Origin of the sequence: Micromonospora sp. NPDC005257, assembly GCF_042872445.1 — a bacterium.
Taxonomy (GTDB): domain Bacteria; phylum Actinomycetota; class Actinomycetes; order Mycobacteriales; family Micromonosporaceae; genus Micromonospora.
This window is the reverse complement of sequence record NZ_JBIAKL010000009.1, coordinates 188,744-201,686: the sequence shown is the minus strand read 5'-3', so window position 1 is coordinate 201,686 and position 12,943 is coordinate 188,744. Positions and strand designations below refer to the sequence as shown.

General features: G+C 71.9%; 10 protein-coding genes and 1 pseudogene. 3 read left to right on the top strand and 8 right to left on the bottom strand.

Going from position 1 to position 12,943, the window contains the following annotated elements; translation table 11 throughout:
• Positions 1 to 99: 99 nt before the first annotated feature.
• Both ACFYO8_RS20355 and ACFYO8_RS20350 read right to left on the bottom strand, forming a co-directional pair.
• A pseudogene (locus tag ACFYO8_RS20355) lies at positions 100 to 225 on the bottom strand (HAD family hydrolase); the annotation flags it as partial.
• A 21-nt stretch (positions 226 to 246) separates the two neighbouring features.
• Entirely contained in the window at positions 247 to 1,209 is a 963-nt protein-coding gene (locus ACFYO8_RS20350; protein ID WP_354868777.1) for a DMT family transporter, read from the bottom strand.
• A gap of 72 nt (positions 1,210 to 1,281) precedes the next feature.
• Between ACFYO8_RS20350 and ACFYO8_RS20345 the strand changes: the two genes are divergently transcribed.
• Positions 1,282 to 1,830, top strand: a complete 549-nt coding sequence (locus ACFYO8_RS20345) for a CGNR zinc finger domain-containing protein (RefSeq protein ID WP_354868780.1) — start codon at positions 1,282 to 1,284, stop codon at positions 1,828 to 1,830.
• Here the strand turns inward: ACFYO8_RS20345 and ACFYO8_RS20340 are convergent.
• The 6 genes from ACFYO8_RS20340 to ACFYO8_RS20315 form a co-directional block, all read right to left on the bottom strand.
• Positions 1,794 to 2,393: a GNAT family N-acetyltransferase gene (locus tag ACFYO8_RS20340; RefSeq protein ID WP_354868783.1), complete on the bottom strand. Its 600-nt coding sequence runs from the start codon at positions 2,391 to 2,393 to the stop codon at positions 1,794 to 1,796. The genes ACFYO8_RS20345 and ACFYO8_RS20340 overlap by 37 nt on opposite strands.
• 55 nt (positions 2,394 to 2,448) lie before the next feature.
• Complete coding sequence (locus ACFYO8_RS20335; protein ID WP_354868785.1) at positions 2,449 to 3,858, bottom strand: class II fumarate hydratase; 1,410 nt, start codon at positions 3,856 to 3,858, stop codon at positions 2,449 to 2,451.
• A 44-nt stretch (positions 3,859 to 3,902) separates the two neighbouring features.
• Entirely contained in the window at positions 3,903 to 6,872 is a 2,970-nt protein-coding gene (locus ACFYO8_RS20330; protein ID WP_354868787.1) for a BTAD domain-containing putative transcriptional regulator, read from the bottom strand.
• Between the two features lie 260 nt (positions 6,873 to 7,132).
• A complete protein-coding gene (locus tag ACFYO8_RS20325) occupies positions 7,133 to 8,800 on the bottom strand; it encodes a fumarate hydratase (protein WP_354868789.1) in 1,668 nt (555 codons plus the stop codon).
• Positions 8,801 to 8,876: 76 nt separating this feature from the next.
• Positions 8,877 to 10,313 (bottom strand): PQQ-binding-like beta-propeller repeat protein, encoded by a 1,437-nt coding sequence (locus tag ACFYO8_RS20320; RefSeq protein WP_354868791.1) that lies wholly within the window; start codon positions 10,311 to 10,313, stop codon positions 8,877 to 8,879.
• Between the two features lie 86 nt (positions 10,314 to 10,399).
• On the bottom strand, positions 10,400 to 10,888 hold the full coding sequence (locus ACFYO8_RS20315) for an Lrp/AsnC family transcriptional regulator (RefSeq protein ID WP_354868794.1): 489 nt from the start codon (positions 10,886 to 10,888) through the stop codon (positions 10,400 to 10,402).
• 140 nt (positions 10,889 to 11,028) lie between these two features.
• Here ACFYO8_RS20315 and hppD point away from each other — a divergent pair, with 140 nt between their 5' ends.
• Both hppD and ACFYO8_RS20305 read left to right on the top strand, forming a co-directional pair.
• Positions 11,029 to 12,234 carry a 4-hydroxyphenylpyruvate dioxygenase gene (gene hppD, locus ACFYO8_RS20310; protein ID WP_354868797.1) on the top strand — a complete coding sequence of 402 codons (1,206 nt, stop codon included), beginning with the start codon at positions 11,029 to 11,031 and terminating at the stop codon, positions 12,232 to 12,234.
• 184 nt (positions 12,235 to 12,418) lie between these two features.
• On the top strand, positions 12,419 to 12,934 hold the full coding sequence (locus ACFYO8_RS20305; RefSeq protein WP_355093765.1) for an RDD family protein: 516 nt from the start codon (positions 12,419 to 12,421) through the stop codon (positions 12,932 to 12,934).
• Positions 12,935 to 12,943 lie beyond the last annotated feature (9 nt).

Sequence of the window (12,943 nt, the reverse complement as noted above, 5' to 3'; positions counted from 1 at the left end):
TCCGCCAGATCGACGTCCGTTATCGGCCGCAACTAGGCATTCGAGTTGGTCAAGCGGGTGAGCACCGTGGACAGTCCGGCGAGCGTGGTACGGGCGCAGCGCCGCCGCCGGGGTCCGCCGCCGCATCTCCTCGAGCACGGCGACGAGCGCGCCGGTGACCGCCGGGCGCAGGTCGACGACTGTCTCGTCGGCGTCGAAGACGACGGCGCCGCGCGGCCCGCTCATCGCTCGCCCGTCAGCGCCCGCTCATCGCTCGCCCGTCAGCGCCGGCTCGGCCGGTGCGGTCGCCGGCGCCGACGGTGTGCCGCGCAGTTCGTCCGCCCGGACCAGGGCGACGCCGCCGAGGATGAGCACGCCGCCGGCCAGCTGGATCAGGCCGGGCAGCTCGTCGAGCACCAGCCAGGCGATCAGCACCGCGAACATCACCTCGGTCAGCCCCACGAAGGACGACAGCCGGGCCCCGAGCAGCCGGGTGCTGGCGACACCGGCCAGGTACGCGACCACCGCGGCGATGAGCGACAGCCCGGCGACCGGAACCAGCCAGCTCACCCGGTGCCCGCCGAAGGTGACGTCGGCGGTGCCGGCGGCGAGCGGCAGCGCGCCGATGCCGCCGAGCAGGAGCAACGCCAGAGCGCCGACCGCCATGCCGCCGGTGGCCATCACCACCGAGGGCAGACCCGAGTCGATCCGGCCGGCGATGACGAAGTATCCGGCCAGCCCGACGCCCGCGCCGAGCCCCCAGAGCACACCCACCGGGTCGAGTCGCTCGGCGCCGGTGAGGTCGAGGACGAGCACCAGTCCACACAGGGCGGTGACCGAGCCGGCCACCGTCAGCAGCCGGGGCCGCTGCCCGTAGGCCAGCCACATCCATCCGACCACGAGCACGATGCCGAGGTATTCCAGCAGGAGCGCCATACCGACCGGGAGGTAGCGAACCGCGTTGAAGAAGCACGCCTGCGCCGTGGCCACGCCGAGCACCCCGAACAGCACCACGCTGAGCGCGTTGCGGCGCAGCACCGCCCACCTGCCGCGCAGCGCCAGCACGGCGGGGACGGCGAGCACCAGCGCGGCGATGCCGACCCGGGCGATCACCACAGCGACCGCCGACCACTCCCCGGTGATCAGTGGGCGGGCGAAGGTGCCCGAGGTGGCGAAGGTGATCGCGGAGAGCAGCGCCAGGCCGAGCCCGACGCCGGACCGTTCACGCATCGGCTTCTCCTGGTCATGAGTGAAGGGAGGCTATGCTGATGACGCTAGGCGCAGCCTCCGACAGGAGTCAAGTTGCTTTTCGCCCATGACACCGAATGCGCGCTGGTCAGCGCAGCCGCGCTGGTGAACACCGCCGGCGACGACCGGGAAGGGCTGCCCGACGTAGCAGCCCTGGACGCCTTCTTCACCACCCACGAATGGAGCGGCCGGCACGAACACACCGACGCCGAACTGCGCCAGGTCCGCGCGCTGCGGCCCCGGCTGCGCCGCATCTGGTATGCCGACACCGACGAGGTGGTGGCGATCGTCAACGCACTGCTGCGCGAGTCGCAGGCGCTGCCGCAACTCGTCCGGCACGACGACGAGCCGTACCACCTGCACGCCGTGCCGCGGGACGCGCCGCTGCCAACCCGGATGGCCGTCGAGGCCGCGATGGCGATGGCCGACCTGGTCCGGATGGGCGAGCTGAGCCGGCTGCGGCACTGCGACCACCCCGACTGCGACAACGTGCTCGTCGACCTGTCCCGGAACCGGTCCCGCCGGTTCTGCGACGCCGGCTGCGGCAACCGGGCCGCGGTGAGCGCCTACCGGGCCCGCAGGGCCGCCGCGTCCCACTCCTGACGCGTCGCGGGCCACTCGTCGCGGCGCAGCTCGTACTCCACCTCGCCGTGCTCCGTACCCGGGATCGGGTCGTCGAAGGTCAGGTGGAAGGTGCGGACGTAGCGCAACCCGGCGCGGGCCATCACCGCGCGGGAGCGGTCGTTGATCGTCATCGTCTCGGCCCACACCCGGCGCACGCCCACCGTGTCGAAGGCGTGCCGCACCAACGCCCGCGCACCCTCGCTGGCCAGCCCGTGCCCCCACGCCGCACGGCGCAGCCGGTAGCCCAGCTCCGCCTCGGCGCCGTCCTCGGACGGGTCGAGCGCGAACCAGCCGAGGAACTCGCCGGTGAAGCGGTCCAGCGCCACCCATCGGCCGAGCCCGGGATGCCGGTCGTACCCGGCGAGCACCCGGGGCAGCACCTCGTCCCGGAACGTCCCGGCCGGGGTCGACACGCCACCCGTCAGGAAACGCATGACCTCCGGGTCGGCGTCCAGCGCCACCAGCCGGTCCACGTCGTCCATCGTGAACCGGCGCAGCGTCAGCCGCGCGGTCTCCAGCAACACTCCGCCGTCGTCACGCACCGTCGGATCATGCCGCGCCCACGGTGACGGGTCGAGGCAATTACCGGCGCCGTCCTCAGGGGTGGGTCATCCGGAGCAGGTCCAGTGCCTCGTCCAGCTGGGTCTCGGTGAGCCTGCCCGAGTCGACGTGCCCCCGGGAGATCACCACCTCGCGGATGGACACCTGCCTGGCCAGCGCCTCCTTGGCGATCGAGGCGGCCTCGTCGTACCCGAGATGGCGGTTGAGCGGGGTGACGATCGACGGCGAGCCCTCCGCGTACGCCAGGCAGACCTCGGCGTCCGCGACCAGGCCGGCCACCAGCCGCTCGGCGAACAGCCGGCTGGACGCGGCGATCAGCTTGGTCGACTCCAGCAGGTTGCGGCCCATCACCGGGAGCATCACGTTCAGCTCGAAGTCGCCCTGCGAACCCGCGAACGCCACCGCCGCGTCGTTGCCGACCACCTGGGCGCAGACCTGCCGCATCGCCTCGGCGACCACCGGGTTCACCTTGCCCGGCATGATCGACGATCCCGGCTGGAGATCCGGGATGCGCAGTTCGCGCAGCCCGGCGCGCGGGCCCGAACCCATCCAGCGTACGTCGTTTGCGATCTTGTAGAGGCCGACCGCGATGGTACGGAGCTGGCCCGACATCTCCACCAGCGCGTCCCGGGCGCCCTGCGCCTCGAAGTGGTTGCGCGCCTCGGTCAACGGCAGCCCGGTCGACTCCCGCAGCTTGCCGATCACCCGGTCGGCGAAGCCCAGCGGTGTGTTGATGCCGGTGCCGACGGCGGTGCCGCCCAGCGGCAGCTCGGCCAGCCGGGGCAGCGCCGACTCCAGCCGCTCGACGCCGTAGCGCACCTGCGCGGCGTAACCGCCGAACTCCTGCCCGAGCGTTACCGGCGTGGCGTCCATCAGGTGAGTACGCCCGGCCTTGACCACGGTCTCGAACTCGGCCGCCTTCTCCTCCAGCGCGCCCGCGAGCTGCTTCAGCGACGGGATCAGATCCTCCACCACGAACTGGGTGGCGGCCAGGTGGATCGACGTGGGGAACACATCGTTGCTGGACTGCGACGCGTTGACGTGGTCGTTCGGGTGTACGTCGCGGCCCAGCTCGCGACTCGCCAGCGTGGCGATCACCTCGTTGGTGTTCATGTTGGACGAGGTGCCGGACCCGGTCTGGAACACGTCCACCGGGAACTGGTCGTCGTAGCCGCCCTCGGCCACGTGCGCGGCGGCGGTGGCGATCGCCTGCGCCACGTCCGCGTCGATCACGCCCAGTTCACCGTTCACCAAGGCCGCCGCGCCCTTGATCTGGGCCAGTGCCTTGATCTGAGCCGGTTCCAGCCCGCGCCCGGAGATCGGGAAGTTCTGCACCGCGCGCTGGGTCTGCGCCCGCCACAGCGCGTCGGCGGGCACCTCCACCTCGCCCATCGAGTCGCGTTCGATCCGGTAGCCGGTCGCCTCTGGAGTCGTCACGCGTACCATCCTGCCGCGCCGCCGGGCGGTGTGCAGGGAAAGTGGCGCGGCCCTCAGCCCAGCTCCGCCAGCAGCTCCTCGGCCTCCCGCCCGTCCGGCGACTCGACCTGACGGAACAGCGCCAGCGCGCGCCCGGCGTACCGGCGGGCCTGGTCGGCGTCGGTGTGCCGCAGGCAGCGGGCCATGCCGTCCAGCGCGCGGGCCTGCTCGTAGCGGGCGCTGAGCCGGGTGGCGTCGCTGAGCACCCGACGGTGCAGGTCGAGCGCGCTGGCGACGTCACCCTGGTCGAGGATCGCCCGGGCCAACAGGTTCCGGGACGTGCACTGCCCGACCAGATCCCCTGCGTCGGTCATGGCGACGAGCCCTTCCCAGTGCAGCCCGGCGGCCGACTCCGGCCGGCCCTCCTCGCGCTCCATCATGCCCAGCTCGTTGAGCAGCTCGCCCTCGCCGTAGCGGTTGCCCACCCGGCGCTTGAGTCCCAGGCCGGCACACAGGAGCCGGCGCGCGGGGCCGCGCTCCCCACGCCGGCGCCGCGCCATACCGAGGTGGCCGATCGCATTGCCGAGCTGCCGCAGGTCGCCGAGTTGCCGGGCCAGGGCCATCTGGTTGCGGCATATCCGCGCGGCCTCGTCGTAGCAGCCGATCCCGACCAGGGTGAACGACAGGTTGTTGAGCCAGTTGATCAGCGCGGTCGGGTCCACCAGCCGGCGGGTGAGCAACGCCAACGATTCGAACACCTCGATGGCCAGCCGAGGATGCCCGTCGACTCCGTACGCCGTGCCGAGGTTGCCGAGCGCCCTGCCCAACTCGTCCAGACGGCCGAGCCGCCGGTAGATGCCGACCGCCACCTCCATCCGCCGGACGGCTTCGGCGAACCGCCCTCGGCGGTAGTCCGCCGAAGCCAGATAGTTGAGCATCGTCGCCACGGCCTCGTCGTCACCCAGACGCTCGGCGGCACGCAGACCGATCTGGTGTGTCTCCACCAGATCGTCGAGATGACCGCCGTAGAAGTTCATAGCCCAGCCGACCCGGGCGAGCTGCCAGCACTGCCGGAGGAAACCCTCGTTCTCGGCCAACCGGACGAGGGCCGTCATGGTCGGCCTGTTCTCCTCCAGCCACTGACGACCGAGGCCGGTGGCGGCCGCCACCAGGTCGGGCCGCGCCGGCTCCGGCAGGGGGTGGAGGGCGACCGGCTCCAGCGACTTCACGAGGATCACGGCGACGTGCAGGTGAAAATTGAGCAGCCGGGCCGTCGCCGCCCTTCGCTCCTCGGGCGACTCGCGTTGCGCGCCGAGCATCCGCGCGTACTCCCGGATCAGGTCGTGCAGCCGGTAGCGGCCCGGTTCCGTCTCCTCGACGAGGTGCGCGTCGACCAGCTCGTCGAGCGCGTCCTGGGCCTCCGACAGCGGCAGCTCCGCGAGCACTGCCGGCACCCGGTTGTCGGCGTGGGCGCCCGGGTGCAGCCCGAGCAGCCGGAAGACCCGCTGCGCGCCCGGCGACACCTGCTCGTACGACAGCGCGAAGGCGCGGGCCACCGAGCGTTCCCCGGCCACCAGCTCGGCCAGCGGATCGGACGCGCCGGCCAGCCGCTGCGCCAGGTCGGCCACCCGCCAGCGCGGCCGGTGCGCGAGCCGGGCCCCGGCCAGCCGCAGGGCAAGCGGCAGATGACCGCAGCGCCGGGCCACCTCCGCCGCCGCCTCGGGCTCGGCGGTGACCCGCTCCACGCCGGCCACCCGGGCCAGCAGCTCGACCGCCTCGTCGCTGTCGAGCACCGGCAGTGAGGACGGCCGGCCCGAGTCCAGGCCGACCAGCCGGCGGCGGCTGGTGATCAGCACCAGGCAGTCCGGGCCGTTCGGCACCAGCGGCGCCACCTGGCCGGCGTCGGCCGCGTTGTCGAGCACCACCACCGCCCGCCGGCCGGCCAGCTCCGAACGCCACATCGCCAGCCGGTCCGCCAGGTCGATCGGCACCCGCTCGGGGGGTACGCCGAGCTGCCGGAGCAGGGTCGCCGCCGCGGCGGCGGTGCTCAGCGGGCTGCGTTCGCTGTGCCCGTACAGGTCGACGAAGAGTTGCGCGTCGGGGAACCGGCCGGCCACCGCGGTCGCCACCTGAACGGCGAGCGTGCTCTTGCCGCTTCCCGCCATGCCGTCGATGAGCTGGACCCGGCTGCCCTCCTCGATCTCCCGCACCAGCCGGGTCACGGTCTGCTGGCGACCGGTGAAGTCGCTGATCGTGCGCGGCAGCGCCCGTACCGGTGCGGTCGCCCGGCTCTCCGACCCGCCCAGCGCCAGGTCGCCGGCGAGGATCCGCTGGTGCAGCTCCTGCAACGCCGCACCGGGTTCGATGCCCAGCTCCTCGGCGTAGATCTGCCGCCCCTCCCGGTAGACGGCCAGCGCGTCCGCGTGGCGGCCGACCGCCGAGAGCGCCAGCATCGACTGCCCGCGTAGTCGTTCCCGCAGCGGGTTGCGCTCGACCGCCTCGGTCAGTTCGTCGATCAGATCGGCCGCCATGCGCAGCCGCAGCTCGATGTCGACGCAGTCCTCCAGCACGCCGAGCCGCTGCTCGTCCAGCGCCCGGGCCCGTTGCCGCACACTGCGGGCGGGGATGCCGGCCAGCGCCGGGCCACGCCACAGCGCCAGAGCGGCCCGGTAGTGCTGGCGTGCCTCGGTCAGCCGGCCGGCGGCGGCGTCCCGGCGGGCCGTCTCCACACTGCTCGCGAACACCTCGGCGTCGAGTTCACCCGCCTCGACCCGAATGGTGTAGCCGGCCGGGTCGGTGACGATGGTCCCGGCGGGCAACCCGAGCCGCACGAACCGCTGCCGCAGCCGCGACACGCAGCTCTGGAGCTGGGTACGCGCGGTGGCCGGTGGGCGCTCCTCCCAGACGGCGTCGACCAGATCCTCGACCGGCACCACCCGTCCGGGGCGCAACAACAACACGGCGAGCACGGTTCGATCCCGTCCCGCGGTGACTGTGGCTTCACCGCCACCGACCCGCAGGGGCCCCAGGATTCCGAACCGCATCCGCGCTCCCGCCTGTCATGAGCAACATTCAGCAGAGTAGCCCGACGATCACCGGGTGCTTGGAGCAGGCGATAGCGATTCGATAGCGGTTCGGCAGCGGCCTGACACAGACTGTCGCGGGTTGTCGGTTACGGCATCCGACGGGGGCGGTGTGCCTGTCCGGTCACGCGGCCGGGCAGGCGCACCGATGTCGATGCACGACGAACGCGCCGAGGGGCGCCCGGGTCGTTCCGGGCGCCCCTCGCGTACGTCTGATGAACTCAGCGCCGGCCGACGGTGAGCACCGGCTTGGTCACCTCGGCGAAGAAGTCGTTGCCCTTGTCGTCGACGACGATGAAGGCGGGGAAGTCCTCCACCTCGATCTTCCAGACCGCCTCCATGCCCAGCTCGGCGTATTCGAGCACCTCGACGTGCTTGATGCAGTCCTGCGCCAGCCGCGCGGCCGGACCGCCGATCGAGCCGAGGTAGAAGCCGCCGTGGGCCTGGCAGGAGCGGGTGACCTGGGCGGACCGGTTGCCCTTGGCCAGCATCACCATCGAACCGCCGGCCGCCTGGAACTTCTCCACGTACGCGTCCATCCGGCCCGCGGTGGTGGGGCCGAACGAGCCGGAGGCGTAGCCCTCCGGGGTCTTCGCCGGACCGGCGTAGTAGACCGCGTGGTCGCGCAGGTATTGCGGCATCGGCTCGCCCGCGTCCAGCCGCTCGGCGATCTTCGCGTGCGCGATGTCCCGGGCCACGACGAGCGGGCCGGTCAGGGACAGCCGGGTCCTCACCGGGTACTTCGACAGCTCGGCCCGGATCTCGTCCATCGGCCGGTTCAGGTCGACGCGGACGACCTCCTCGGTGTCCAGCGTCTCGTCGGTGACGTCGGGCAGGAAGCGCGCCGGGTCGGTCTCCAGCCGCTCCAGCCAGACGCCCGACGGGGTGATCTTCGCCACCGCCTGTCGGTCGGCCGAGCAGGACACCGCGATCGCGACCGGGCAGGAGGCGCCGTGCCGGGGCAGCCGGACCACCCGTACGTCGTGGCAGAAGTAGCGCCCGCCGAACTGCGCGCCGATGCCGAAGTTGCGGGTCAACTCCAGCACCTCGGCCTCCAGCTCCAGGTCACGGAAGCCGTGCGCGCTCATCGAGCCCTGGGTGGGCAGCGCGTCGAGGTACTTCGCGGAGGCGTACTTCGCGGTCTTCAGCGCGTACTCCGCGGAGGTGCCGCCGATGACGATGGCCAGGTGGTACGGCGGACAGGCCGCGGTGCCGATGAGCCGCAGCTTCTCCTCCAGGAACTGCATCATCCGCGTCGGGTTCAGCAGCGCCTTGGTCTCCTGGTAGAGGTAGGACTTGTTGGCCGAGCCGCCCCCCTTGGCCATGAAGAGGAACTTGTACGCGTCGGGGTGGCCGTCCGGGTCCTCGGCGTACAGCTCCACCTGGGCGGGCAGGTTGCTGCCGGTGTTCCGCTCGTCCCACATGGTCAGCGGGGCGAGCTGCGAGTAGCGCAGGTTGAGCCGGGTGTACGCCTGGTAGACGCCGCGCGAGATCGCCTCCGCGTCGGCGCCGTCGGTGAGCACGTGCCGGCCGCGCTTGCCCATCACGATCGCGGTGCCGGTGTCCTGGCACATCGGCAGCACACCACCGGCCGCGATGTTGGCGTTGCGCAGCAGGTCGAGCGCGACGAAGCGGTCGTTCGGCGAGGCCGCCGGATCGTCGATGATCGACCGGAGCTGGGCCAGGTGCGCCGGGCGCAGGAAGTGGGCGATGTCGTGCATCGCCTCCGCCGTCAGCGCGGTCAGCGCGCCCGGATCCACGGTCAGGAACCGGCGGCCTCCCGGGCCGTTGACGACGTCCACGCCCTCGTCGGTGACCAGGCGGTATTCGGTCTCGTCGGGGCCGGTCGGCAGCAGGGGTGCGAACGAGAAGGCGGCGGCACTGCTCATGACCGAAAAGCCTAGGGCAGAGGCGTCGATCGGTGGCACCCGCAGGTGGGTGGTGGGACGACGCTCTCACAGGCAGTCACCCGCCGTCGGCGCAGAGTTCCCGTTTCGGCCCGCAACTGCCCTGGTCGGTCGGCGGTCGCCAGCTGCCACCCGGGTCCGGCGCGACAGGTGTGCCGTCCTGCTCCCGCCCCGGCACCGCGGCGGTACCGGGGCCCCAGCGGACGTACCCGATCTCCCGCCCCTCGCCGATGATCATGCCGTTCGGGCCGACCGCCAGCGCGTTCGCCGAGGTGCGCAGCTCGACCAGCACCCGCCCCCCGCGCGGCTCGACGGCGATCAGCCGGGACGGCTTCTCCTCGGTGATCACCCCCGCGTACGGGGTGAGCGCCGCGCCGCTCTTGCCGCCCGCCGGCCGGGTCCAGCGGGTCCGGTCGGCCGACAGCTCCCGGCCCAGCAGCGAGCCCTTGTCGGCGCTGCGCACCACGGTGTAGCGGTCGTCCACGGCGAGCAGCTTCTCGCCGTCCGCGCCGACCTGGAGCAGCCGGCCGTCGTACCCGTCGAGCACCGCCTCACGTCCGTCCGGGGCGACAGCGATGAGGACGTTGCGCCCGCCCTGCGGGTCCTCCCGTTGCACGCAGCCGGCGTAGTCGGCGGTACGCAGGTTGAGCCCGGTACGCCGCCACACCTGCTGACCGGTGGCCGGGTCTACAGCGGTCACGGCGTAGTAGCAGCCCCCGTCACGGGAGGTGGCGGCGATCCGGAGCAGCCGACCGCCGACCACGGCGAGCCGCTCCTCCCGGCCGGGCTGGACGTTCTGCAGCACCCGGCCGGTGGCGGTGTCCACCACGTGCACCCGCCCGTCGACGGGGAAGCCGAGCAGCGGCGGGACGGACTCCGGACCGGCCACCCCGCCGTCGATCCGGTTGGCGCCCAGTCGCCGGGTGCCCAGCAGTTCCGGGTTGTCGGCGAGCACGCCGCTGTGCACGCCGGGCAGGAACGCGCTCCACAGCGGGGCGGTGCCACGCGGCTCCCAGGCGCGCAGCGTGCAGTCGGTGGGCTGCACGCAGTACGCGTCCAGCAGCAGGTTCCGGTACGTCCAGACGGCGATCGCGCGGCCGTCGCGGCGACGGGTCACGCCGCTGACCGGGTCGAGCACCTCGTACCCCTTGTCGAGCAGCCGGCCCACGGCGACGACCGGGTCCCGGTCGCCGCCGGCCACCGCCGACCAGTCGGCCTTGCGCTCCCACAGCCGGCTGCCGTCGGCGAGGTTGCGCGCCTCGATGCGGGTGCGCTGCTCCACGATCACGGTGTCGCCGGCGATGGTGACGCTGCGCGGCGTGCCGCCGACGCGTTGCTGCCAGGCCACGTCCGGCTCGGAGATCGGCTTGCTGCGGTCGACCCAGTCCCACAGCGCCGGGAACGGGTTCCAGACGCCTGTCGCGGCGAGTACGACCACGGTGACGAGCCCGAGCAGCAACCAGCCGCGTACGCCTAGGCCCTTCACACCGCACACGGTAGCGACGATCAGGCTCCCCGGGGCCCCGCGCGGGGTGTGTCGCAGCGCTTCTTGCCGGGCAGGTGTTGATGCGGGGCCCTTCCTTACCCGCGGGCGGCGGAGCGGACGAGCGGCAACGTGCGGTACGGGATCTGCTCGGCCAGCGCGATGATCGTGGACGCGCGCCGGATGCCCTCCGAGGCGACGATCTGGTCGATGACCCGCTGGAGGTCGGCGTTGGACCGGGCGACGATCCGGCAGAGCAGGTCGCTGGAGCCGGTGATGGTGTGCGCCTCCAGCACCTCGGGGATCGCGGCCAGGTGCGCGGTGACCTGGTCGTGGCCGTGCCGCTGGCTGATCTCCAGGGTGACGAAGCTGGTCACCCCGAAGCCGATGGCGGCGGGCGTGATGTCCGGCCCGAACCCGGTCACCACGCCCCGGCCGACGAGCTTGTCGAGCCGGGCCTGGACCGTGCCCCGGGCCACGCCGAGCCGCCGGGAGCACTCCAGCACCCCGATCCGGGGCTCCTCCGTCAGCAGTTCGATCAAGCGAGCGTCCAGCTCATCGAGCTGTACATCCTGACCAGTGTTCATGGTGCCCGACCGTACCGAATGCACAACCTGACCAGGAATAATGCCAACTGTTGCCCAACTCACTGTGGCCCGTAGATCCTCGCCGGAAGAGCACATCCACGGCGGCCCACGAGGCCGGCCGGTACGCGAGGGAGGCCACCATGACCCAGGCGATCGACCGACCCCAGTCGACCGAGGAGGTCGACGTCGACACTCTCGTCGGCGCGGTCGACCACGACATCACCCGCGACCCCTTCCCGGTCAAGGGCATGGACCACGTCCACTTCCTGGTGGGCAACGCCAAGCAGGCCGCGCACTACTACTCCACCGCGTTCGGCATGACCTGCGTGGCGTACCGGGGTCCGGAGCAGGGCTACCGGGACCACGCGCAGTACGTGCTCACCAGCGGTTCGGCCCGCTTCGTGCTGACCGGGGCGGTCCGCCCGGACGCCGACGGCGCCGACCACGTTGCCAAGCACAGCGACGGCGTCTCCGACATCGCGCTGGAGGTGCCGGACGTGGACGCCGCGTACGCGCACGCACTGGCGCAGGGCGCGACCGGCCTGGTCGAGCCGCACGACGTCAGCGACGAGCACGGCACCGTCCGGATGGCGTCCATCGCCGCGTACGGCGACACCCGGCACAGCCTGGTCGACAGGTCCCGCTACACCGGCCCGTTCCTGCCCGGGTTCGTGGCCCGCGGTCCGATCGTGGACCGGCAGCCGATGATCGACGCCGGCCTCCAGCCGAAGCGGTTCTTCCAGGCGGTCGACCACGTGGTCGGCAACGTGGAGCTGGGCCGGATGGACGAGTGGGTCGAGTTCTACAAGCGCGTCATGGGCTTCTCGAACATGGCCGAGTTCATCGGCGACGACATCGCCACCGACTACTCGGCGCTGATGAGCAAGGTGGTCGCCAACGGCACCCGCAAGGTGAAGTTCCCGCTCAACGAGCCGGCGGTGGCTCGCAAGAAGTCGCAGATCGACGAGTACCTGGAGTTCTACCAGGGCCCCGGCGCCCAGCACATCGCGGTGGCCACCAACGACATCCTGGCCAGCGTGGACGCCATGCGCGCGGCGGGTGTCGAGTTCCTGGACACGCCGGACTCGTACTACGAGGACCCTGAGCTGCGCGCCCGCATCGGCAACGTCCGGGTGCCGATCGAGGAGCTGCAGTCCCGCAAGATCCTGGTGGACCGGGACGAGGACGGCTACCTGCTCCAGATCTTCACCAAGCCGGTGCAGGACCGCCCAACCGTCTTCTTCGAGCTGATCGAGCGGCACGGCTCGCTCGGTTTCGGCAAGGGCAACTTCAAGGCCCTGTTCGAGGCGATCGAGCGCGAGCAGGAGAAGCGCGGCAACCTGTAACACTGTCCGCGTGACCCAGCCTCCTCCGTACCCGACGCCGCCGCCCGCCGGACATCCATCTGCGGGCGGCGGCTTCGCGCCGCCCGGCGGACCGGCGGTGCCCGCACAACACGTTCCTCCGGGGTACACCGGCCCGCCCGGTTACCCGCCCCCCGGGTACGCCCCGGCGCCCCTCCCGCCCCCGGTGGCTCCGAACGGACAGCCGCTGGCGAGCTTCGGCGACCGGCTGCTGGCCTACCTGATCGACACCGCCGTCGCGATGGCGGTGACGCTGGTGTTGTTCCTGCCGGTCTTCCTCCTGCTCGTCTTCTGGATGGTCGACCAGGTCGAGCAGGCCGGCCCGAACGGCCCGGACCCGCTCGACATCTGGACGAGCCTGTTCCTGCCGCTGCTCGCCGCCGAGTTCGGGGTCCTGCTTCTGCTGCTCGCCTTCTACTGGGTCTACCACGTCGAGTACGCCCGCCGGACCGGGCAGACGCTCGGCAAGAAGGTGATGAAACTGCGGATCGTGCCGATGCAGCCGGACGCCCCACTGACCCGGGGCATGCTCGGCAAGCGCTGGCTCGTCGAGTTCGCCGGCGGGGTGTTCGTGCCGTTCCTCAGCTACCTCGACGGTTTGTGGCAACTCTGGGACAAGCCCTGGCAGCAGTGCCTACACGACAAGTTCGCCGGCACGGTCGTCGTTAAGGTTGGCCCGTGAGCGCGAGGA

Excerpts from the sequence above, each read along its gene's own strand:
- ACFYO8_RS20350 (WP_354868777.1), bottom strand. The coding sequence starts at position 1,209 with ATGCGTGAACGGTCCGGCGTCGGGCTCGGCCTGGCGCTGCTCTCCGCG.
- ACFYO8_RS20335 (WP_354868785.1), bottom strand. The coding sequence starts at position 3,858 with ATGGTACGCGTGACGACTCCAGAGGCGACCGGCTACCGGATCGAACGC.
- ACFYO8_RS20330 (WP_354868787.1), bottom strand. The coding sequence starts at position 6,872 with ATGCGGTTCGGAATCCTGGGGCCCCTGCGGGTCGGTGGCGGTGAAGCC.
- ACFYO8_RS20325 (WP_354868789.1), bottom strand. The coding sequence starts at position 8,800 with ATGAGCAGTGCCGCCGCCTTCTCGTTCGCACCCCTGCTGCCGACCGGC.
- ACFYO8_RS20315 (WP_354868794.1), bottom strand. The coding sequence starts at position 10,888 with ATGAACACTGGTCAGGATGTACAGCTCGATGAGCTGGACGCTCGCTTG.
- hppD (WP_354868797.1), top strand. The coding sequence starts at position 11,029 with ATGACCCAGGCGATCGACCGACCCCAGTCGACCGAGGAGGTCGACGTC.